Consider the following 20,111-nt stretch of genomic DNA (forward strand, 5'->3'; position numbering starts at 1 on the left):
CGGTCAGAAAGTGCCGAAGACCGCCCTCGCCTCCAGCCCCTGCATCACGTCGTCGAGGATCTCGATCTGGTCGGACGGCTGCTCCGCCTCCAGGATTCGCTGCTGATCGTGGGGCTGCGCGACCGCCCGTGCCGCAAAGCGATGGATGGGCGAGAGGTCGGCGGCCCGCGGGTCGGCGTCGATCATGGCGATGGCGGCGATGATCGGCTCCGGGTCTTCTCCCGCGGCGGCGAGTCGCTGTCGGGTCAGCGTGTTCAGTCGCTCGTCGATGGCGGCGAGACGGGCGAGGTCGGAGCGGCTGGGTTCCTGCTCGGCCAGCACGGTGATCCGGGCGCGGGGATACGGGTCGTCGGGCAGCCATTCGACGACCCGGAACCGTCGGCGTCCGATGGCGGTCAGCGACGCACGGCCGTCGGGCAGGCGCCCCGTGATCTCGGCGTGCGCCAGCGTGCCGACGTCGCACCGCGACTCGCCGCCGCCGACCTCCGAACCGCGCTCGATCAACACGACACCGAATCGGACCGTGGGCGGGTCCTCGGTGGTGTCTACGTGATCGGTCAACATCTGCCGATAGCGGGGCTCGAAGATGCGCAACGGCAGTTCCGCGCTCGGCACCAGCGCGGTGCCGAGCGGGAACATCGGTACGACGAGGGTCTCGCCGGGCGCCGGTTCGGTACTCACGGCCTGCTCATCTCAGGATTTGGGCCTCGCGTCGAGTACGACCTCGAACTCGAGCAGATCGGCGCCCGAGGCGACCGGCTTGGCCCGCTCGCCGGAATGGGCCTCGCGGGCGGGCCCCGCCGACCAGGCCTGGAAGTCCTCCTCGGATTCCCACTCGGTGACGACGAAGTAGCGGTCGTCACCCTTGACCGGCCGGAGCAGCTGGAAACCGAGGAACCCCTTGGACCCGTCCACGGAATGGGCGCGATTGGCGAACCGCTTCTCCAATTCGGGGCCGGCGCCCTCGGGCACGGAGATGGCATTGATCTTCACAACAGACATGCGTCCACCATAGGCGCTGCGCCCCGACGGTCGGGTCGAACGCCGACACCGACTCCGGGCCCCGAGCCGGGCGTCGGTGTCACTACGCCTCTGCGACTACAGTTCTGGCATGTTCGACGGTGAGGTTCCGCAGGAGACCGGACTTCGCGACCACGGCGGCCCCGAACTCGTGGACGACGCGCAGGGTCCGTCGGATCGCGCGGCGCCGCCCATCGTCCTGTTGCACGGTCTCATGGGGCGCGGCCGAACCTGGCGGCGCCAGGTCCCCTGGCTGCGCCGGTACGGCCGCGTGTTCACCTACGACGCCGCCTTCCACACCGGCGCCGACGCCGAAGACCCCTGCGATGACCGCGAACTCGCGACCGAACGGTTCGTCGCCGATCTCGCCGAGATCCTCACCTGGATCGACCGCGGACCCGCGGTGCTCATCGGGCACTCGATGGGAGCTCTCCACGCCTGGTGCGCGGCGGCGGAGTACCCGGAGCTGGTCGCGGCACTGGTGGTGGAGGACATGGCCCCGGACTTCCGCGGTCGGACCACGACCAACTGGACCCCGTGGTTCGAGTCCTGGCCGGCCCGTTTCGCGTCGCAGGACGAGGCCGTCGAGATGTTCGGGCCGGTGGCCGGACGCTACTTCTTCGAGGCCTTCGACAACGGGCGGTTACACGGGCGGATTCCGTTGTGGGCGGCGATCGCCGAGGAATGGGGCCGACGCGACTTCTGGGCCGAGTGGCGTTCGGTCGGCGTGCCGGCATTGCTGATCGAGGCCGAGCACGGGGTCACCCCACCCGGGCAGATGCGGACGATGGCCGCGGTGAACGACCAGGCCCGCCACATCCGTGCTCCGAACGCCGGCCACCTCGTCCACGATGACGCGCCGCACGTGTATCGCGGTGCGGTGGAGGCATTTCTGTCGGGACTCGACCTCTAGAACCTGGTGTGCAACGAAAATCGGGGCGCACACGACGAATCGTGTGCGCCCCGAGAGGGAACGGATGGCGTCAGGACGGATCGGCGGGCGCGATCGGCGCGCCGTTGAGCCGACGCCAGCAGTGCACGAGGAACAGCTGGGCGACCGGTGCGGCGACGATCAGGCCGACGTAGCAGACGAGCACACCGACGAGGTTGATGGCGTACGTGACCAGTAGGGTCAGAATCGAGTCGCCGACCTTCGACTTGGTCAGCTCGAACGACGCCTTCATCGCGTTGATCGGCGAGAGGCTCTTGTCGATGGTCGCGACAACCGAGAACATCAGGAAGAACATCGCGATGATGCCGGGGATGATGCACAGCACGTACCCGACACCCGTGATGAGGCCGACCAGGATCGCGGTTCCGATGACCGGCCCGAACCGGATCGGGGTGAGGAACGACTTCGCCGTGACCGGTTCACCGTTGGCGACGCGGACCGCGCCCGAGATGATGCTCGCCTGGATGTAGAGCAGTCCGATGAACAGCAGCGCGTAGATCAGGATCATCAGGATGGTCCCGCCGGCGCTCAGCGAGGTCTCCTCGTAGTAGAGCCCGTTGCCGTAATCGACGGTCTCGGTCGTGCTGAAGAGCGCCACCCCGAAGACCGCGAGCGCGATGACGACCGCGCCCAACAGGAAGACCGTGAGACCCGGCAGGATCATCGCGCCGACGTTGTTCTTGAACTTGCCGAAGGCCCACGAGAATGCGGTGCCCACGTCGATCTTGCCGGTGTCGTACGGCGCGCCCTGCGGATCCGGCGCGCCGGGGTAGGCCCCGGCGTCGCCATACTGAGGTCCACCCGGAGGCGGCGGGGGTGCCTGGCCGTACTGGGGCTGCTGCGGCGGCTGCTGGCCGTACGGCGGCTGCTGGGGCGGCTGCTGGCCGTACTGGGGCGGCGGCGGGGGCTGCTGCCCGTACTGCGGCGGCTGCTGGCCGGGAAAGCCGCCCGGCTGCTGCGGGTCCGGTGGCGGGACAGGGGGATACGGCGGCTGGCTCATGGCCGGGACATTAGCAACGATCGGCCCGCGGCGGGAGACTATCTCCGAACGATCAAACGACTGGTCAATGAGCGTGGCACGAATTATGGGCTCGCGGTGGCGGGTTCGCGGACGCCGACTTGGACAGTCGTCTCAGAATCGTCGCCCGTGCCCGGTCGGGACAGGCCTAGGCCTCGCCGGCCAGGCAGTACCGGCCGCTCGCCGTGATCTCGACGAGTCCGTCGACGAGCAGAGAGTCCAGCGCGCGGTCGCGCTGGGCGGTGTCGGAGGTCCACACGACGTCGAGTGCGGAGCGGTCGACCGAATCGTTCGAGTTGCGAAGGACATCCAGAAGCAATCCGCGTACCTGGCGGTCGGTGCCGGCGAACTTCTGCACCCGCCGAGGAGGGCCGGCATGCGCGGGCCGACCGAGTCCGACCCAGGTGCAATCGACGAGAGGGCAGTTGTCGCACTTGGGGTTTCGGGCCGTGCAGACCAGTGCGCCGAGTTCCATCAGGGCTGCCGAGAAGCGTGGGGCGGACGCGGCGTAGGTGCCGTCGCCGGACCTGGGCAGCAGGGCCTCGGCGTCGGCGAGATCCCGCCGCGACGGGTTCGCCGGCTGCTCGCGGCCGTGGACCGCGCGGACGATCACCCGCCGGACGTTCGTGTCGACGACCGGCACGGCCTGGCCGTAGGCGAAGCACGCGACCGCCCGCGCGGTGTAGTCGCCGATCCCGGGCAGGGTCAGCATCGTCTCGACGTCTTCGGGGACCCGATCACCGTGCTCGGCGGCCAGCACCTTCGCGCACTCGTGGAGACGGAGCGCTCGGCGGGGATAGCCGAGCTTGCCCCAGGCCCGCAGGACCTCGCCGGCCGGTTCGGCGGCCATCGCCGAGGGAACGGGCCAGCGTCGGACCCACTCCAGCCATGGTTCGACGACCCGTGACACCGGCGTCTGCTGCAACATGATCTCGCTGATGAGGATCTGCCAGCCGCTGCAGGAGGGATTCCGCCACGGCAGATCACGTTCGTGGGTATCGAACCAACCGAGCAGAGTGCCCGGTGGCACACTATTGACCATGACCGCATCGACACCACGAGAGGCGTGGCGCATTCTGCGCGACGGCAACGATCGATTTGTGACAGGTGAATCTCAGCATCCCAGCCAGGGTATCGAGGACCGTGCGCGGCTCGTCGGGGGTCAGCACCCGCACGTCGTGCTCTTCGGTTGCGCCGACTCGCGACTGTCGGCCGAGATCATCTTCGACCAGGGTCTCGGCGACATGTTCGTCGTCCGCACGGCCGGCCACGTGATCGACTCCGCGGTCCTCGGCTCGCTCGAATACGCGGTCGCGGTCCTCGAGGTCCCGCTCATCGTGATCCTCGGGCACGACAGCTGTGGCGCGGTGAAGGCCACCCTCGATGCGCTCGACGACAACCAGATCCCCGGCGGCTACATCCGCGACGTCGTGGAGCGGGTGACCCCGAGCATCCTCGCCGGTCGCAGTGAGGGCCTGACGCGCGTCGACGAGTTCGAGGCCCGCCACGTGGTCGAGACCGGCCAGCTGCTCATGCAGCGCAGCCGCGTCATCGCCGACCGGATCAGCACCGGCCGGCTGGCGATCGTCGGCCTGACCTACCAGCTCAACGAGGGACAGGTCAACGTCCAGGGCGTCTACGGCGACATCGGCGAGCGTCCGTCGCCCACCGCCGTGACCGCCGAGTCCGCCTGACCGCTGGAACCTGAAGGCGAACTCTAGACTTTGCCTGTTCCGGGCCGTTTTTCGGCTGCGACACGCCGCACGTGATCAGCCGGAAGTCAAGACCCGGCCGTTAGCGTGGTGGGCGTGATCGAACCCCAGGGCCCGCTGCCACCCGAGATCTACTGGCGACGCCGCGTCGTCGCCGTGGGTGGTGCGCTGGTCGTGGTCGGTCTGGTCGTCGCTCTGATCGTGTGGATGACGTCGGGTGGCGGAGATCCCCAGAACACCGCCGCCACCGAGAGTGTCTCGTCGAGTTCGTCGGCGTCGTCGACGACGTCGGCACCACCCGCCTCGGAGCCGCAGGCCGGTGGCGCGTCGGGCGAACCGGACGCCGGTGGCGGCTCGGGCGGCGGTGCCGGTGTACCCGGCGGGCCGCCCGCGGGCGCGTCCAGCCCAGTCGAATCGGCAAGTCCCGCAGGGGTTCCCGGTGGCCCGGCCGGCCCCGGGCTGTGCCCGGATCAGGCGATCTCGGTGGTCCTCTACACCGACAAGCCCACGTACACGATCGGACAGAATCCGGTGTTCACCATCGTGACCACCAATGCCGGGCTGTCCGAATGCACCCGCGATGTCGGGAAGGCCGTGCAGAACGTCATCGTCCGCACCCTCGACGGGACCCGGACGCTGTGGTCGGCGCGCGACTGCTCGCCGCTGAACACGGTCAACAACGTCGTCCTCAAGCCGGCGCAGCAGGTGAAGGACACCATCACCTGGTCGGGCACCACCAGCAGCCCCGGCTGTGAGCGTCCGCGGACCCAGGTGCCCGCCGGTTCGTACTCGGCGATCGGCAAGATCGGTGAGCGCGAGTCGTTCCCGATCACGTTCAACATGGTCGCGCCCGCTCAGGAGCCCTGAGCGGCGTCGCCACCATCCTGAGCCTCGCCACCACAAACGGGCGACATCGCGACTAGTCGTAGCGTTCGATGCTGGTCTCGGCCAGCCGCGACAGGCCTTCGCGGATGTGTCGCGCCCAGATGCTGCCGATGCCCTCGACGGCCTGGAGGTCGGCCGACGAACTCGCGAGCAGTGCCTGCAGTGTGCCGAAGCTGCGGACGAGCCGGTCGACGTGCGCGAACTGCAGCCGCGAGATCCGGGCGAGCAGGCGATATCCGCGGGGACTCATCGCCGTGTCCTGGGCCTCGATGGTGGTCGGGTACCCGAAGGCGCCGGCCAGCAGCGTCAGATCGAGAAGGTCTGCGTCGCTGAGGTTCTCGACGACCTCGAGTGCCTGGCGGACGTCTTCGGCGGTCGCCGGCTCGGGACTGGCGTAGTAGTCGCGGACGAGCAGTTCGCGCATGGTGTCGTTGTCGCTGATCAGTTCTTCGAGCTGCAGGCTGACCTGTCGGCCGTTGACGCCGAGTTCGAGGACGTACTCCTCGATCTCGACCGACACACGACGGACCATCTCCATCCGCTGGGCGGTCGACATGGCGTCGCGCAGCAGCACATAGTCCTCGATCTCCGCGCGCGACAGCGCCGAGATCACCTCGTCGAGCCGGGCCTTGTACCGCTCGAGCGTGGCCAGGGCGACGTTGGCGCGGGACAGGATCGGGTCCGGGCTCTCGACGACGCGACGGGCTCCGTCGACGTAGACGCTGACGATGGACATCGACGCGCTCACCGAGATCACCGGATGCCCGGTCTGGATGGCGGTCCGCTCGGCCGCGCGGTGGCGGGTGCCCGACTCCTCGGTCGGTATCGAGGGATCGGGGACCAGCTGGACGTTGGCGCGCACGATGCGCTTGCCGTCGGTCGAGAGCACTACCGCGCCGTCCATCTTGGCGAGCTCACGCAGTCTCGTGGGTGCGAACTCGACGTCGAGGTGGAAACCGCCGTCGCAGATCTTCTCCACGTCCGAGTCGTGGCCCAGCACGATCAGGGCACCGGTGCCGCCACGGAGGATGCGCTCGAGGCCGTCACGGAGTGGGGTGCCGGGTGCGACGCGCGCCACCGTCTCGCGCGTCAGCTCGGACCTCACCACTTCGGCGACCATGTCTCCTCTTCTCCGCGACGGCGCCGACCGTCCGTGGGACACGTGCCCCGCGGCATCGGCCATTGCGATGTGACTAGGGTACCGGGGTGTGAAGAGCAGCAGTTTTGTGGTGCCCGACGAGCTGGACGAGCTCGTGCGCCATCCGAAGGCCGCTCGGTCGGGTGAGCCGATGCGCAGTCACAACAAGTCGTGTTTCGGTTGCGGCGCGGAATCACCGAGAGGGCTGCATCTCGCGGTGTACGCGGGAGACGGTTTCAGCGTCGACGCACAGATGCCGATCGACCAGTGGATGGAGGGCGGCCCCGGCGTCATCCACGGGGGGATCCTGTCAACCGCCCTGGACGACGTCATGGGCATGTTGCCGCGTCTGCTGGGCCCGCCGGGGGTGACTGTCCACCTGCAGGTCGACTTTCTCCAGCCCGTCCCCGTGGGGAAGACCCTCCACATCCACGCATCGGTGCTCGGCAAACAGCGTCGCAAGATCTATACGGAAGCCACCGCTCACCTGGGTGACCCGGCACGGCCGGTCGCGCGGGGGAACGGGGTATTCGTGACCATCAACGCGCGCGAGCATTTCGCCGACCATGTCGAGAACAGCGCGAAAGCGGAGGAGTACAGGGCTCGGATGGAGCGACCATAGCGAGGTGCCGCGTCAGAAGGGCGCGTCCATCGGTTCCGCGCTGCGGAGACCGACGGCGTCCCCGATGTTCCCGACGCGCAGGATTCGGATGCCCTTCGGCAGTTCCTCGTCGGTGGCGGCGGGGATGATGGCCTCCCGGAAGCCGAGCCGCTTGGCCTCGGCCAGCCGGCGCGCTACCGCCGAGACGCGTCGTACCTCGCCGCCGAGCCCGACCTCGCCGATGACGACGGTGGACTGCGGGATGGGCTGGTTCTTCACCGTGGAGTACACCGCGAGGGCGATGGCGAGATCGGCGGCCGGCTCGGTCACCCGCATACCGCCCACGGTCGAGAGATAGACCTCGCTCTTCGCGATCTGCTTCAGGCCCCCGCGTGCCTGCAGGACGGCCAGGACCATAGAGACCCGGTTCATGTCCAGGCCGGACACCGCGCGGCGCGGGATGTTCATCTCGGTGCCGTTCGCCAGTGCCTGCACTTCTCCGACGAGCGCGCGCTTGCCATCCATCGTCACCAGCGTGGCACTGCCGCTCACGTCCGAATCCCGTTGATGCAGAAAGATCCCCGAGGGGTCGGGTACCTGGTGGATACCGTCGTCACGTTGTTCGAAACACCCCACCTCGTCGGCGGCGCCGAAGCGGTTCTTGACCCCCCGCACCATGCGCAGCGTCGAGTGCCGGTCACCCTCGAAGGCGAGTACGACATCGACGAGGTGCTCGAGCGAGCGCGGGCCCGCGACCGCGCCCTCCTTGGTGACGTGACCGACCAGAATGACCGCCACCCCACGGTTCTTGGCCAGCGAGACCAGTGCGGTGGTGACCGCGCGGATCTGGGTCACGCCGCCGGTCACGCCGTCGGCCCCGGAGGCGACGAGCGTCTGCACCGAGTCGACGATCATGAGCGAGGGGGCGACCGAGTCGACGTGGCCGAGGATGGTCGCGAGATCGGTCTCCGCGGCCAGGTAGACGTTCGGATGCACCGCGCCGGTGCGCTCGGCCCGCATCCGGACCTGCCCGGCCGATTCCTCGCCGGTGATGTAGAGCGCGGTGCGGTCCTGTGCCGCCCAGTGCTTGACGGCCTCGAGCAACAGCGTGGACTTGCCGACACCGGGCTCGCCGGCGAGCAGGATGACCGAACCCGGCACGACGCCGCGGCCGAGTACCCGGTCGAGCTCGCCGATACCGGTCGGGATCGCGGCCGACGTCTGGGCGTCGACCTCGGTGATACGCAGCGCCGGGCTCGACGGCGCGACCGCAGCGGTGCCGCGCGAGGACGACGCCACCCCGGTGACCTCGCCGATCGTGCCCCATTCCCCGCACTCGGGGCAGCGGCCGACCCATTTGGGCACCTGATGACCGCACCCGGTGCAGCGGAACGACGACTTGGTTTTGGCCACCCGGTCAGACTAGGTGCCCGGCCCGACAAGACGAACGAGGCCCGACAAGACGAACGAGGCCCGACAAGACGAACGAGGCCCGGCGATGATCGCCGGACCTCGTCGCGAAGTGGAATCGTGGGGATCAGTGGCCGCCCTCGCCCTGACCCTCGCCGTCGGCGCCGTGTTCGCCGGTGCCCGCGCCGGAGCCCTCTTCGGCGTGGCCTTCTTCGCCGTGGTGCTGGTTGTAGAACGTCGGCTCGGCGTTGCGCGCCACGTCCTGGCGCTCGAGCTCCGCGCCGCCGTCGACCGGGGTCTCGACGGTGGTTTCACCGGCAGCGACCCAGCGGCCGTCGGCCTCGCGCTTCTCGAAGGCGAAGGTCAGTTCGGTGGTCAGGCCGGCCGCGACGGTGTCACCGGTGTTGTCCAGTTCCACGCTGAGACGCTTCTCGAATTCCGGGTTGGCGCCCACCGGGGTGCCGCCGCGCAGTGCACCGTTGGGCGGGATGATCCGGTCGTCGGCCTCGGCGCCCTCGATGAAGGTCACCTGGCCCTCTTCCGGCCGGATCTCCTTGAGGCGGTAGTAGACCAGGGGATCGGCGTTGGCGATCACGAACGCGATCTCGAACGGTCCGCCGTCGCCGAAGACCGTCGACGCGTCGTCCTCGGGGTACAGGATCTGCACGTCCCGGAGCTGCAGCTCGTCGAGGTTGACGTTCGCGCCGTTCACCGCGGGCAGCTGGTTGGCGGTCTGCGAGATCTGACCCGCGCCGCACCCGGTGGTGCCCAGGGCGACGGCGATGCCGATCGCGGCAACCGCGGTCACCATGCGTGATGGCCGAACCGCCGACCGCCGCGCGGAAAGTGAAAACACTGACACCCGATCCTCCCAGGTCAAACGAAGCCGACATGCAGCGCGCGAAACCCTGCACTACGCAGCGTAGTGGGCGGGGTGCGGAAAAGTCCGGCCGGGTACCCGATTGGCTCGCCGTTAGCCCGCCGCGAGGCGTGGTGATGCGGCACGACGGCGCGGCTGCCGAGGCGTCCCCGGGCGGTCCCGCGACGTCTGTGACGGAGGGTGTCGACGCGTCTTCGGCGCCGCCCGGCGAACGTCGTCCACGGGGCCCTCCAGTGGGGTGGCCCACCCTCTCCTCGCACCCCTCGCGACCTCGAAAGAGCCTGTCGTGAAACGCGTTCACCGCGTTGACCTGCACCGTTGGGTGGGTGCCTCGGAACGCCCGTGCTAGACTGGCTCTACTCGAAAGGGGCAAGGAACATTGAATTTCAAAGTTGGCGACACCGTCGTTTACCCCCATCACGGTGCTGCCCGGGTCGAAGACATCGTGACCCGGACCATCAAGGGTGAGCAGATCGAATACCTTGTTCTCAAGGTTGCCGACGGTGACATGACCGTTCAGATTCCCTCGACGAAGCTCGAGTATGTGGGTGTTCGCGACGTCGTCGGACAGGAGGGTCTCGATCAGGTCTTCCAGGTTCTGCGGGCCCCGCACACCGAGGAGCCGACCAACTGGGCGCGGCGGTTCAAGGCGAACCAGGAGAAGCTGATCTCCGGCGACATCATCAAGGTCGCCGAGATCGTCCGCGACCTCTGGCGTCGTGAGCAGGACCGTGGCCTGTCGGCAGGCGAGAAGCGGATGCTGACCCGTGCGCGTCGCGTTCTGGTCGACGAGCTCTCGCTCGCCCAGAACACCGATGACGAGAAGGCCACCAGCATCCTGGACGAGGTCCTCGCTGCCGCTTCCTGATCACCGGTCGCATCTGGTTCAGGACACCCTGTGACCACTACGCCGGAGCGATCCGGTGCGGATGTCTGTGTCATCATCCCGGCTGCCGGGTCGGGAACCCGACTCGGCGAGCCGGTACCCAAGGCCTTCGTCGATCTCGGTGGCCGCACGATCATCGAACGATGCGTCGACAACATCCCGGCTGCGCTGGGAGCGACGGTTGTCGTCGTGGTCCCTGCCGACCTCGTCGACCGGGCGCATGCGTTGCTTCCCGACGTCATCGTCGTCGCCGGTGGCGCGCACCGTTCTGATTCGGTGCGTGCCGGGATCGCCGCAGCCGGCGACGCCGGCATCCTGCTCGTGCACGACGCCGCCCGGCCGCTCACACCCGCCCGGGTCTTCACCGACGTCGTCGACGCGGTGCGCTCCGGGTATCCCGCCGTCGTGCCCGCGATTCCCGTCGTCGACACCCTCAAACAGGTCGTGGCGGTCCCGGACGGCCTCGAGCGCGTCACCCGGACCGTCGACCGCGAGGAGTTGCGCGCCGTCCAGACGCCGCAGGGTTTCACCAGCGACGCCCTCCGGCGTGCTCACGCCGACGCCTCCGGGCTCGCCACCGACGACGCCGGTCTCGCCGAGAAATGCGGGATCGATGTCCACCTCGTCCCCGGAGACCCACTCGCCATGAAGATCACCACGCCCTGGGACCTCCACATCGTGCGCGACGTGGTGGGTCGATGATGCGCGTCGGCATCGGGACCGACGCACATCGCGTCGACCCGTCCGCCCAGTGCTGGATGGTCGGGCTGCACTTTCCCGACGAACCCGGGTGCGAAGGTCACTCCGACGGAGACGTCGGCGCTCACGCGCTGTGCGACGCGGTGCTCTCGGCCGCCGGTCTCGGTGACGTCGGCTCGGTGTTCGGCACCGGTCGTCCGGAGTGGGAAGGTGTGTCGGGTGTGCAGATGCTGACGCATGTGCGTGCTCTCGTCGAGGCCGACGGGCTGTGGGTGGTGAACGCGGCTGTCCAGGTCGTGGGCAACCGTCCCAAGATCGGACCGCGCCGCGCCGAGGCGCAGCAGGTGCTCTCCGCCGCACTCGGCGGCCCGGTCTCGGTGTCGGCGACGACGACCGACGGTCTGGGCATGACCGGCCGTGGCGAGGGTGTCGCCGCGGTGGCGACCGCATTGCTGGAGTCGACGAATCGAGCCGCGGACCCGGGATGACTCCCGTCCGCGGTCAGCCCGCGGCCTCCACCAGGAGTTCGCAGCCCCGGTCGACCGCCTCGGCCGGCGGGGTCAGGCGGTCCGCCAGACGCGCGGCACCCGCCGCGATCGCGGGATCGGTGAGCGGGTCGAGATCGTCGGGGCCGAATCGAGCGAGACGATTGCCCGCTCCCGCGTTCGCCCTGCGCAGCGCCGCCGCCCACATCGGCTGATCGGCGCTCAACCAGGCGATGACCGACGGGATTCCCGCGCGGGCCGCAGCCGCGGTGGTACCCGCACCGCCATGATGAACCGCGCCGCGGCACTGCGGCAGCAGGACTTCGTGGTCGACGGGGGTGTCGATGTGCAGGAGTCGATCATCGTGTGGCAGTTCGTGTTCGGTGTGCCCGATGACGCGGAGGCCACGGGCCAGCAGGGTCGTCACGATGCCGGCGATCTGCTCGTCGCCGATCTTCATACTGCCGAAGCCGACGTATACCGGCGGCTCGCCGTCGGCGATCCAGTCCAGCGCGGACCCCGTCGCGTCCTGCCCGGCCGACATCGAGCCCCGGGTCTCGGTGTCGGGCAACAGGAATCCGACCAGCGGGCGCTGTGCACCCCACTCCTCGGTGAGCCCCGGGAAGAACGCGGCGTCGTAGGCCTGGATCTCCGGGACACCGCGCGCTCGAAGCCGGCTGCCGAGTGGGCCTTTCACCGCCGGGAGGCCGAGCTCGGTGCGAAGCCGTCGATCCGCCGCACGCACCGTCAGCCAGTAGGTTCGGTCGGCGAGTGACCACATGGCACGGGAGACCGGCCGCGGATAGTGGCGGTAGCGGACGTCGAGACTCCCGTTGGGACGCAGCGGACAGTAGTGCAACGGCACGAAGGGGATTCCGCGACTCTGGGCGATGGCCTCGGCGCGGTCCTGGGCGAGTGGACCGGTGACCAGCAGGTCCGAGTCGTCGGCGAGCTCGGCCATCACCCGTTCGGACGTCGCGCGTCCGTGTTCGGCGACTTCGCCGAGCGCTCGCAGGCGCACGCGCGGATTCTTCGATTTCAGACGCTCTTTCACCAGCGGACTGGCCAGGAGTTCGGCGGTGGACGGCGCCAGGACCTGCGTCGGCAGACCCGACGCCGCGGTCATGTCGACCAGATCCTCCGGCACGGCGAGGCGTACCCCGTGGCCGCGTCGGGCAAGCTCGGCCCCGAGTGCGATCGCCGGCTGGATGTCTCCGCGGCTGCCGTGTACTGCAAAGGCGAACCTCATGCGCCCCAGGGCTTTCCCGCGATTCCCCAGGCGGCGAGCTCGTCGGTGACGAGGCTCCGCAGGGACGCGGCGTCGGGAATGCGGACCGGGTCGAGCGAACTGACGCTGAACATCACGTGGTCGTCGTTGATCGCGAGCCAGCCGCTGATGCCGCCCTTGCGGTCCCGCAGCCGCGCCGGGTCGCCGGTGGCGGTGATCGCCCGGATCGACAGCGCCCCGGGCGTTCCGGTACCGAGCGTGGCGAACTCGTCCGGCGCCTGCCCGACGTTCGACGCCAGGCACAGCGGGGTGGTCACGTTCGACGCGAGGCGTCGCGTGATCGACGTGCTCAGCGCCTGCAGCACGACGGCGCGTTGCGCGACGGCACCCGAATTCGCGGCCAGTCTCCCGTAGGCGTCCTTGCACGCGGTGCGCACCGCGCTGAGATCGTCGTAGCGTCGCGGGTCGACCTCCACGAAAGCCGTTGCGCCTGAACTGGCATTCGCGCGCCGGTCGTCGAGCGTGCGGGACGAGACGGGCAGGGACACCGGGACGACGTCGCCCGCCGACACGCGACCGCTTCGTTCCAGGACCCCGACCATCAGCGCGGCGAAGAGGCTGTTGTCGGTGCCGCCGCGTGATTTCGCCGCAGCGGTGTACTCCGCCTGCGGGATCAGCACCGTGACGTTCGGCGCGGTCTCGGCGTCGGTGACGTCGGTCTCCGGTGCCGGTCGACCGGTCACCCGTACCGGCGACGGGGGTGGGGTGGACCGACCCGCGCGCCAGATCCGCACCGCGGTGCGGCCGGCGGTCCACAGCAGGTCGGCGGCATCCCGGACGTCGGACACCAGGCCGGGTTCGGCGCCGGGAACGTAGTCGAGGCCGTGGATGGCCTCGATGATCGCCACCGCTCCGGTCCCGCCGTCGGCGATGACGTGGGAGATGATCAGCGAGACCAGCACGGAGTCGTCGGCCGCCGCCCGCGCGACGACGAGCCGCCATGCCGGGCCCTTCACGAAGTCGAGGGGAGCGTCGGCCTGGGCGCGTCCCCATGCCTCCTCCCCGCCGGCCGGGACCGGATCGGTCTGCACCTCGACCGCGCCCGCCTCGGGCGTATACCGCCAATATGCGCGGCCGGGCCCGCGGTGACGCGTGACGAGCCTGCTCAGGCGTCCGTAGCGCAGTTTCTGACCCAGGGCGGTGATGGTGTCGACGTCGACGGTGCCAGGAAATCGCCACAGGGTCTGATTCACGACGGGGAGACCGAGGACGACATCCATCCGGACGAACAGGTCGTCGTCGGCCGTCAGCCGGTCGACGACGAGCTCCGGTGCGGTCGGGTCGTCGTGGCGGACCAGGGATGCGAAGTTCATGTCTGCCTTGCCGTTGGTTGATGTACGCCGCTGGTGGATGGGCACGGCGTAGGCGGGTTTACACGAGGTCGAAGTCGGCTCCCGGGTCATGCTAAGGTAAGCCAACCCTAGGCCAGGCGACGGGTGTCGACAGCGCCCCGGACGCCGCAGGCTTCATACCACATGTCGCGCTGCGCCACTTGACTCGTGATTGTTGAGGAGCGGTTTGCGATTGCACGATTAGCTTGCCGAACTATCAATTCGGGTGCGATCCGGTTACTGTCGTGACCATCGTGAGACCCGCCGGGGTGCTGCCGTGAGATCTGTCAGCCCCAAACGCCTTGTCAGAAATGACTTTCCCGCAGAACTCGGAGGACGCGACGACATGACGGGTATTTCCCGCCGTACATTTCATCGCCGCGGAACAATGCGCACCCTTTTCGCTGTCGGAGCGATGACAGCCGCGCTCGGTGTCGTCAGCCCGCTCGTTTCGGTCGGCTCTGCGACAGCCGCGCCCGCCGTCGAACGCTCCTTCATCGAACGCACCGTCCCCGACGGGCCGCACACACACCTGGTCGACGTGTACTCCGCCGCGATGCGGAAGACGATCAAGGTGCAGGTGGTGACGCCGCGCACCGAATCCGGTCCGCGGCCGTCGCTGTACCTGCTGGGCGGGCTCAACGAAGAGGACCCGAACAACAGCATCTGGACGCTCAAGACCGACGTCGCCGGTTTCTACGCCGACAAGAACGTCAACGTCGTCATGCCCATCGCGGGCGCCGGCAGCTTCTACACCGACTGGCAACGGGACGACCCGACTCTCGGGCGATACAAGTGGGAGACATTTCTCACCCGCGAGTTGCCGTCGCTCATCGACGACCGGTTCGACGGCAACGGCGTCCGCGGTGTCGCCGGACTCTCCATGGGTGCCGGCGCGGCGCTCGTGCTCGCGGCCCGCAACCCGGGCTTCTACGACGCCGTGGCCGCCTACAGCGGGTGCTACACCACCACCGGCCCGGCCGGACAGGCCTACCCCCGGGGGATCGTGGCGGCCTTCGGCGGCAATGCCGACAACATGTGGGGTCCGCCCACCGACCCCGCCTGGGCCCAGCACGACGTGGTCGCCAAGGCCGCGAACCTGCGCGGGTCCACGGTCTACGTCTCCACCGGCACGGGGCGTGCGGGCCGGTATGACGCGCCCGGATATCCGGGCAACGAGAACCCGACCGACCGTCAGGTCATCGGCGGGGCGATCGAGGTCGGTTCCCTCTGGTGCACGCAGCAGCTCGACGCCCGGCTCGATCAGCTGAACATCCCGGCGACCATCCGCTACGTCGATCCGGGCACGCATTCGTGGCCGTACTGGGTGGACCAGCAACGTGAGAGCTGGCCGACACTCCGGCAGGGGCTGGGCCTGTGACGCGCCGCCCCGGACGAACTCGCTGAACCACCCGCGCCGGGAGGCGTCCGACACATCCGCGCCGAAGGCGCCCGAACACGACAGAAGGTAGGTGGACCGCAATGGAATACACCGAGCTGACCGACTATTCGATGCCCGGCGGCACCGTCACCGCCTGGGAGCCGCAGGTCGACGCCGAAGAGTGGCAGACGGACTCCCGACAGCTGTCCTACATGCATCTCGAGCATGCCCGCCGGGCCGTGCGCGAGGGTTCGGAGTGGTACAGCCAATGGATCGGCACGGCGTTCCGGATCGAACGTCCGCTGGACCGGGAAGCCCTGTCCCGGACCATCATCGCCTGGTACCGCCGCCATGAGGCCTTCCGGACCTCGGTGCGCGTCCACGAGCCGCATCATCTGCAGGGTGACCTGACCCGCATCACCGTCGCAGCCGACGCGATCACCGTGCGCGAGCGTGGATTCGGGTCGGACCTGGCCGCGGATGAGGTCTCCGGCCTGGTCACCGACTACTTCAACCGCACGGTCACCCCGCTGAGCTGGCCGCACTGCATCGCCGTGACCGTGGAGCCGACCGGTGACGACAGCGGGTTCCTGCTGGTGTTCGCGGCCGACCACACCGTGATGGACGCGTACACGCAGGTCTTCGCCATCCGCGAGCTCACCGCCCTCTACGCCGCCGAGGTGACGGGTGAACCGCACGCGCTCAACGACTTCGGCAGCTACCTCGACTTCAGTGACGCCGAGCGGCGACTCGGGGAGCAGATCGACGCGAACAACGCCGCGGTCAGCCAGTGGCGCGATTTCTTCGACGACACGCCCACCGCCGTGCAGCCCGAGCCGATCCCGCGGTTCCCGCGGTTCGAGGTGCCGTCCGACGCGCCGCGCACCATCGTCTCGGAGCGGCTGCCGGAGAACGGTTTCCAGGCGACCCTGTCGCACTGGCTGCTCGACGCCGCGGAGACCAAGCGATTCGACGCCGTGTGCAAGGGTGCCGGATCGTCGATGGCGGCCGGCATCTACACCGCACTGTCGATGACCTCCGCCGCGCTGTCGGGGAGCGCCGATCTGCGATTCATCGGACCGGTGCACACCCGCAACGCCATCGAGTGGGGCGAAGCGGTCGGCTGGTTCGTCGGCATCATCCCCGTCGCGGTCCGGCCCGGCACGCCGGCGAGGTTCACCGATGCCCTGACCGCGGTTGCGGCGACGTCCGCGCAGTACAAGGGCGTCGGTGCGGCGCCCTTCGCGCCGGTCGCCGAACTCATCGGCGGCGACGTGACGCCTCCCGGTTTCGTCGTCTCCTACATCGATCTCCGTCAAGCCGAGGGGGCGGCCGAGTGGACACCGCGTCAGGCGCGGGTGTTGCGCAGCGCGACGCGCGACGCCGACGAGGTCTACTTCTGGATCAACCGGATCCCGACCGGGGTGAACGTGTCCGCGCGGTTCCCCGCCGACGAGAACGCCGCCGCCGTCGAGGTGTTCCTCTCCACGTTCCAGGCCATCCTGAAGAAGATCGTCGCCGACGGTGACTGCGAGTACACCTACCGTGCGGTCGAATCCGTATCTGCCGGCGTGCACATCGGAGGATCGACGGCCGCACTCCGCAGTTGATGACCGGCGCCGCGCAGCCCGCGTTCGCCACGCCCCGGTTCGGCACCCCGGGCTCGGTGGTCGTGCCGCTCCGCGAGCACCTTGTCGGCGGTCGGACCGTCGAGTGGGAACTGCGCGACGCAGAGCGCGTGGGCCGCGCCGCCCGGCGATGGGCGAACGGGGTGTCGTTCCTGCAGGCCGATCACCTGGCGACGATGGGCGACAAGCGGCGCCGCGGCGAGGTCCACACCGGATTCCTGCTGGCCGCCATGCGATTCGACACCCCGCTCGACGAGGCTGCGATGGCCGGGGCGCTCACCGCGTTCGTCCGTCGGCACGAGGAGCTGCGCGCGCACTACCGTCCGGGGCCGAGTGGTCCCGAACGCTGGGTGGCGCCCCCCGAGGAGTTCGTGATCGGCGTCGCCGATGTCGAGTCCGTCGTGGTCGGGGATGCCGATGTCGGCTCATGGGTCGGGCGGCGGGCATCGGAGAGAGCTCGCGCGGAACTCGTTCCCGGGTCGTGGTGGGCGGCCACCGTCGACGACGCCGGTTTCACCTTCTTCGCCGCCACGGATCATGCGCACGGTGACGGCTACTCGTCGGTGCTCGCGCTGACCGAGATCACCGCGCTGTATCGCGCGCATCGGGAGGGGACGGGGCCCGAACCGCGGCCGGCCGATCTGCCGGCACCGGGCGCTTTCGGGCCGGCCGTGCTCGCCGAACGGTCCGCCGCGGCCGCACTCGCCGCGGACGACGACCGGGTGGCGGTGTGGCGGAACGCATTGGCCGACAACGCCGGGCGGGCGCCGCTGTGTCCGCTCGACCTGGGTCTCGCCGACGCAACCCCGGCGCCCGCGGTCGCCGTCGAACAGTGGCTGCTCGACCCCGACGCCCTCACGCGCTGCGACGCCCGGCTGGCGGCCACCGGTGGCGGGTTCGCCGGCCTCCTCTACGCCGCGCTGGCCGTGCGGCACCGTGAGATCACCGGGGAGTCGCGGTTCTTCGTCTCCACGGTGCTGGCCACCCGCGATCCCGACACCGCGTGGACCCAGGGCTGGATGTGCAACTTCGCGCCGGTCGTCGTCGACCTCCCCGACGGCGAACAGGCGACCTTCGACGACGTCGTGCGCGCGGGCGGCGACAGCGTCCGCGCCGCGCGCCGCGCAGGTTCGGCACCCGCGCACGGGGTGCTGGCACTGCTCGCCGCCGAGGGGGTCTTCCGGGGCCTCGACGGCAGCCCGTACATGGTCTCCTACACCGATCTGGCCCGGCTGCCGATCGGCGACGATCCCGCCCTGTCGACGATCCAGACGTCGAGCGGTGTCGGCCCCACACGCAACGCCAACCTCTGGTTCACCCGGACTCCCGCGGGTCTCGTCGTCCGGTGTCATCTCCCCGACAACGAGGTCGCGCGCGCATCGGTCGTCGAACACCTCGCACGTGTCGGCGCCATCCTGAACGACTATGCGAGCGAGAGGACCGAGCGGTGAAGCTCTCCAGTTCGGAGACATGGGAGGTCGAACCGGGGGAGCTGGTCCGATGGCTCCCGGTTCCCAGGGGGTGTGCCGTACCGGCGAGCGCACCGGTGTCGGAGAACGAGCGGTTCCATCTGGACTCGATCGTGCAGGGGCAACCCGGGTGGATCGCGCTCACGCTCGACTTCCCCGAACGGCTCGACCTGGGCCGCCTGGGTGAGGTGGTGTCGACCGTCATCGGGCGTCATGACGTCCTGCGCAGCCACTACGCGGCGACCGACACCGGATATCAGCGACTGCTGCACGACGGCGTCGACGTGAAGGAGGACTCGCGCGAGGCGGACGCCGGACTCGGGCCCGCGGAGTTCGCCGCGGCGCTGTCCGAGCGGATCACCGCGACGTGCGACCCGTTCCAGCCGATGCCGCACTTCCTGGCCGCCGTCCGGAGAGCGTCGAGCACGACACTCGTCTGCGGATTCGACCACTGCTATGTCGACGCGCGCTCGATGGCCCTGTTGTCCTCCGAGATCTGCGAACTCCTCGCCGGAGGGGCGCTGGCGCCCGCGGAGTCCGGGCTGGACGCGCTGCGCCGACTCGCAGGCGAGGAGGCGGCGGTGACCGCCGACGACGCCCGTCTGGCGGAATGGGAACGGTTCCTCGACGCCACCGACTGGCAGGTCCCGGAGTTCCCCGTCGACCTCGGCGTCCCGGCGGGTGCCGCCGCCGAGATGCACACGATGGTCGCGACCCTGCTGCCGGGCGACGCGGCGCGGAAGTTCAGTTCGGAGGTCCATCGACACGGTGGGCGGACGTATCCCGCGGTACTCACCTTCGCGGCGAAGGCCATCAACTCGGTCGGCGGACCCGGCGAGGTGGCCACCGTGGTGCCCACCGGCACCGGCGCCGGACCCGGATGCGTCGGCTGGTCGGTCGGCAACGCGCCGCTCCGCATCGCCGCCGGCGACGATCTGTTCGAGGCCGTTCCCGTCAACACCGCCCGGCTCGCCGCGGCCCTGCCGCTGGCCGAGATCGGACTGACGCCCGTGTACGCCGCCTTCGGGCATCGGCTCCACCAGCGGCGCAGTGACGTCTTCATGATGTCCTACGTCGACTACACGCGACTGCCCGGTCCGCATCCCGGCGTACGGGCCGAACAGGTTTCCAGCTCCAAACCCACCGACACCGCGCAGTGGTGGTTCTGGCGCGACGCCGACGGCATCCACGTCCGGGTGCGCCATCCCCACACCGAGCGTGCGGTGGCGGTCCTGGCCGAGACCCTCGCGGAGATGAGGACGCTGGTCACCGCGGTCGTCGCGCGGGCGACCGAGCCGGCCGCCGTCTCCGGCGAGCGTGCGTGAGGT

20 protein-coding genes are annotated in these 20,111 nt (G+C 69.4%); 11 read left to right on the plus strand and 9 right to left on the minus strand.

Translation table 11 applies throughout. From position 1 onward, the window contains the following. Window positions 1-3: 3 nt before the first annotated feature. Together KTR9_RS05120 and KTR9_RS05125 are read right to left on the minus strand one after the other, a co-directional pair. Window positions 4-639 (minus strand): LON peptidase substrate-binding domain-containing protein, encoded by a 636-nt coding sequence (locus KTR9_RS05120; RefSeq protein ID WP_035717161.1) that lies wholly within the window; start codon window positions 637-639, stop codon window positions 4-6. Window positions 640-693: 54 nt separating this feature from the next. Continuing rightward, window positions 694-1,002, minus strand: coding sequence for an antibiotic biosynthesis monooxygenase family protein (locus KTR9_RS05125; RefSeq protein ID WP_035717146.1), 309 nt, complete (start codon window positions 1,000-1,002; stop codon window positions 694-696). A gap of 109 nt (window positions 1,003-1,111) precedes the next feature. On the opposite strand from KTR9_RS05125, the gene KTR9_RS05130 reads away from it, so the two are divergent. After that, window positions 1,112-1,933, plus strand: a complete 822-nt coding sequence (locus tag KTR9_RS05130; protein WP_044505932.1) for an alpha/beta fold hydrolase — start codon at window positions 1,112-1,114, stop codon at window positions 1,931-1,933. A 70-nt stretch (window positions 1,934-2,003) separates the two neighbouring features. Here the strand turns inward: KTR9_RS05130 and KTR9_RS05135 are convergent, their stop codons facing one another. Both KTR9_RS05135 and KTR9_RS05140 read right to left on the minus strand, forming a co-directional pair. Beyond that, window positions 2,004-2,972, minus strand: a complete 969-nt coding sequence (locus KTR9_RS05135) for an integral membrane protein (protein WP_044505934.1) — start codon at window positions 2,970-2,972, stop codon at window positions 2,004-2,006. 166 nt (window positions 2,973-3,138) lie between these two features. Beyond that, entirely contained in the window at window positions 3,139-4,032 is an 894-nt protein-coding gene (locus tag KTR9_RS05140; RefSeq protein WP_014925504.1) for an A/G-specific adenine glycosylase, read from the minus strand. Here KTR9_RS05140 and KTR9_RS05145 point away from each other — a divergent pair. Beyond that, window positions 4,031-4,684, plus strand: coding sequence for a carbonic anhydrase (locus KTR9_RS05145; RefSeq protein WP_014925505.1), 654 nt, complete (start codon window positions 4,031-4,033; stop codon window positions 4,682-4,684). The genes KTR9_RS05140 and KTR9_RS05145 overlap by 2 nt on opposite strands. 114 nt (window positions 4,685-4,798) lie before the next feature. Next, window positions 4,799-5,569, plus strand: coding sequence for a hypothetical protein (locus KTR9_RS05150; protein ID WP_044507608.1), 771 nt, complete (start codon window positions 4,799-4,801; stop codon window positions 5,567-5,569). 52 nt (window positions 5,570-5,621) lie between these two features. Here the strand turns inward: KTR9_RS05150 and disA are convergent, their stop codons facing one another. Beyond that, the gene (disA, locus tag KTR9_RS05155) at window positions 5,622-6,707 is read right to left on the minus strand and encodes a DNA integrity scanning diadenylate cyclase DisA (protein ID WP_010842083.1); all 1,086 of its coding nucleotides are present in this window, start codon (window positions 6,705-6,707) and stop codon (window positions 5,622-5,624) included. Between the two features lie 109 nt (window positions 6,708-6,816). On the opposite strand from disA, the gene KTR9_RS05160 reads away from it, so the two are divergent. Further along, window positions 6,817-7,347: a PaaI family thioesterase gene (locus KTR9_RS05160; RefSeq protein ID WP_044507610.1), complete on the plus strand. Its 531-nt coding sequence runs from the start codon at window positions 6,817-6,819 to the stop codon at window positions 7,345-7,347. Between the two features lie 12 nt (window positions 7,348-7,359). On the opposite strand, the gene radA is transcribed toward KTR9_RS05160, so the two are convergent. Continuing rightward, the gene (gene radA, locus KTR9_RS05165; protein WP_014925508.1) at window positions 7,360-8,739 is read right to left on the minus strand and encodes a DNA repair protein RadA; all 1,380 of its coding nucleotides are present in this window, start codon (window positions 8,737-8,739) and stop codon (window positions 7,360-7,362) included. Between the two features lie 124 nt (window positions 8,740-8,863). Next, window positions 8,864-9,547, minus strand: a complete 684-nt coding sequence (locus tag KTR9_RS05170; protein ID WP_010842080.1) for a hypothetical protein — start codon at window positions 9,545-9,547, stop codon at window positions 8,864-8,866. A gap of 448 nt (window positions 9,548-9,995) precedes the next feature. Here KTR9_RS05170 and KTR9_RS05175 point away from each other — a divergent pair, with 448 nt between their 5' ends. Genes KTR9_RS05175 through ispF form a run of 3 tightly spaced genes read left to right on the plus strand, consistent with a single transcriptional unit; the run spans window position 9,996 to window position 11,689 of the window. Beyond that, window positions 9,996-10,484, plus strand: a complete 489-nt coding sequence (locus KTR9_RS05175) for a CarD family transcriptional regulator (protein ID WP_006435671.1) — start codon at window positions 9,996-9,998, stop codon at window positions 10,482-10,484. Window positions 10,485-10,514: 30 nt separating this feature from the next. Continuing rightward, the gene (ispD, locus tag KTR9_RS05180) at window positions 10,515-11,204 is read left to right on the plus strand and encodes a 2-C-methyl-D-erythritol 4-phosphate cytidylyltransferase (protein ID WP_014925510.1); all 690 of its coding nucleotides are present in this window, start codon (window positions 10,515-10,517) and stop codon (window positions 11,202-11,204) included. Next, on the plus strand, window positions 11,204-11,689 hold the full coding sequence (gene ispF / locus KTR9_RS05185) for a 2-C-methyl-D-erythritol 2,4-cyclodiphosphate synthase (protein WP_044505947.1): 486 nt from the start codon (window positions 11,204-11,206) through the stop codon (window positions 11,687-11,689). Before ispD ends, ispF begins: the two co-directional genes overlap by 1 nt. Before the next feature lie 13 nt (window positions 11,690-11,702). On the opposite strand, the gene KTR9_RS05190 is transcribed toward ispF, so the two are convergent. Both KTR9_RS05190 and KTR9_RS05195 read right to left on the minus strand, forming a co-directional pair. Then, complete coding sequence (locus KTR9_RS05190; RefSeq protein WP_014925512.1) at window positions 11,703-12,935, minus strand: nucleotide disphospho-sugar-binding domain-containing protein; 1,233 nt, start codon at window positions 12,933-12,935, stop codon at window positions 11,703-11,705. Then, window positions 12,932-14,287 carry a hypothetical protein gene (locus KTR9_RS05195; RefSeq protein ID WP_014925513.1) on the minus strand — a complete coding sequence of 452 codons (1,356 nt, stop codon included), beginning with the start codon at window positions 14,285-14,287 and terminating at the stop codon, window positions 12,932-12,934. The genes KTR9_RS05190 and KTR9_RS05195 overlap by 4 nt, the downstream gene beginning before the upstream one ends. A 433-nt stretch (window positions 14,288-14,720) precedes the next feature. Between KTR9_RS05195 and KTR9_RS05200 the strand changes: the two genes are divergently transcribed. The 4 genes from KTR9_RS05200 to KTR9_RS05215 all read left to right on the plus strand — a co-directional run bounded on the left by KTR9_RS05200 (window position 14,721) and on the right by KTR9_RS05215 (window position 20,108). Then, a complete protein-coding gene (locus tag KTR9_RS05200) occupies window positions 14,721-15,686 on the plus strand; it encodes an alpha/beta hydrolase (protein WP_014925514.1) in 966 nt (321 codons plus the stop codon). A 101-nt stretch (window positions 15,687-15,787) separates the two neighbouring features. Next, entirely contained in the window at window positions 15,788-17,296 is a 1,509-nt protein-coding gene (locus KTR9_RS05205) for a condensation domain-containing protein (RefSeq protein ID WP_014925515.1), read from the plus strand. After that, a complete protein-coding gene (locus KTR9_RS05210; protein WP_014925516.1) occupies window positions 17,296-18,765 on the plus strand; it encodes an acyltransferase in 1,470 nt (489 codons plus the stop codon). Before KTR9_RS05205 ends, KTR9_RS05210 begins: the two co-directional genes overlap by 1 nt. Then, window positions 18,762-20,108, plus strand: a complete 1,347-nt coding sequence (locus KTR9_RS05215) for a condensation protein (RefSeq protein WP_014925517.1) — start codon at window positions 18,762-18,764, stop codon at window positions 20,106-20,108. Before KTR9_RS05210 ends, KTR9_RS05215 begins: the two co-directional genes overlap by 4 nt. Window positions 20,109-20,111 lie beyond the last annotated feature (3 nt).

The sequence above is a fragment of the Gordonia sp. KTR9 genome, assembly GCF_000143885.2.
Lineage (GTDB): Bacteria > Actinomycetota > Actinomycetes > Mycobacteriales > Mycobacteriaceae > Gordonia.

Coding starts and splice junctions, on each gene's coding strand:
- KTR9_RS05120 (WP_035717161.1), bottom strand. CDS start 639: ATGTTCCCGCTCGGCACCGCGCTGGTGCCGAGCGCGGAACTGCCGTTG.
- KTR9_RS05125 (WP_035717146.1), bottom strand. CDS start 1,002: ATGTCTGTTGTGAAGATCAATGCCATCTCCGTGCCCGAGGGCGCCGGC.
- KTR9_RS05130 (WP_044505932.1), top strand. CDS start 1,112: ATGTTCGACGGTGAGGTTCCGCAGGAGACCGGACTTCGCGACCACGGC.
- KTR9_RS05135 (WP_044505934.1), bottom strand. CDS start 2,972: ATGAGCCAGCCGCCGTATCCCCCTGTCCCGCCACCGGACCCGCAGCAG.
- KTR9_RS05145 (WP_014925505.1), top strand. CDS start 4,031: ATGACCGCATCGACACCACGAGAGGCGTGGCGCATTCTGCGCGACGGC.
- KTR9_RS05140 (WP_014925504.1), bottom strand. CDS start 4,032: ATGGTCAATAGTGTGCCACCGGGCACTCTGCTCGGTTGGTTCGATACC.
- disA (WP_010842083.1), bottom strand. CDS start 6,707: ATGGTCGCCGAAGTGGTGAGGTCCGAGCTGACGCGCGAGACGGTGGCG.
- KTR9_RS05170 (WP_010842080.1), bottom strand. CDS start 9,547: ATGGTGACCGCGGTTGCCGCGATCGGCATCGCCGTCGCCCTGGGCACC.
- ispF (WP_044505947.1), top strand. CDS start 11,204: ATGCGCGTCGGCATCGGGACCGACGCACATCGCGTCGACCCGTCCGCC.
- KTR9_RS05190 (WP_014925512.1), bottom strand. CDS start 12,935: ATGAGGTTCGCCTTTGCAGTACACGGCAGCCGCGGAGACATCCAGCCG.
- KTR9_RS05195 (WP_014925513.1), bottom strand. CDS start 14,287: ATGAACTTCGCATCCCTGGTCCGCCACGACGACCCGACCGCACCGGAG.
- KTR9_RS05200 (WP_014925514.1), top strand. CDS start 14,721: ATGACAGCCGCGCTCGGTGTCGTCAGCCCGCTCGTTTCGGTCGGCTCT.
- KTR9_RS05205 (WP_014925515.1), top strand. CDS start 15,788: ATGGAATACACCGAGCTGACCGACTATTCGATGCCCGGCGGCACCGTC.
- KTR9_RS05210 (WP_014925516.1), top strand. CDS start 17,296: ATGACCGGCGCCGCGCAGCCCGCGTTCGCCACGCCCCGGTTCGGCACC.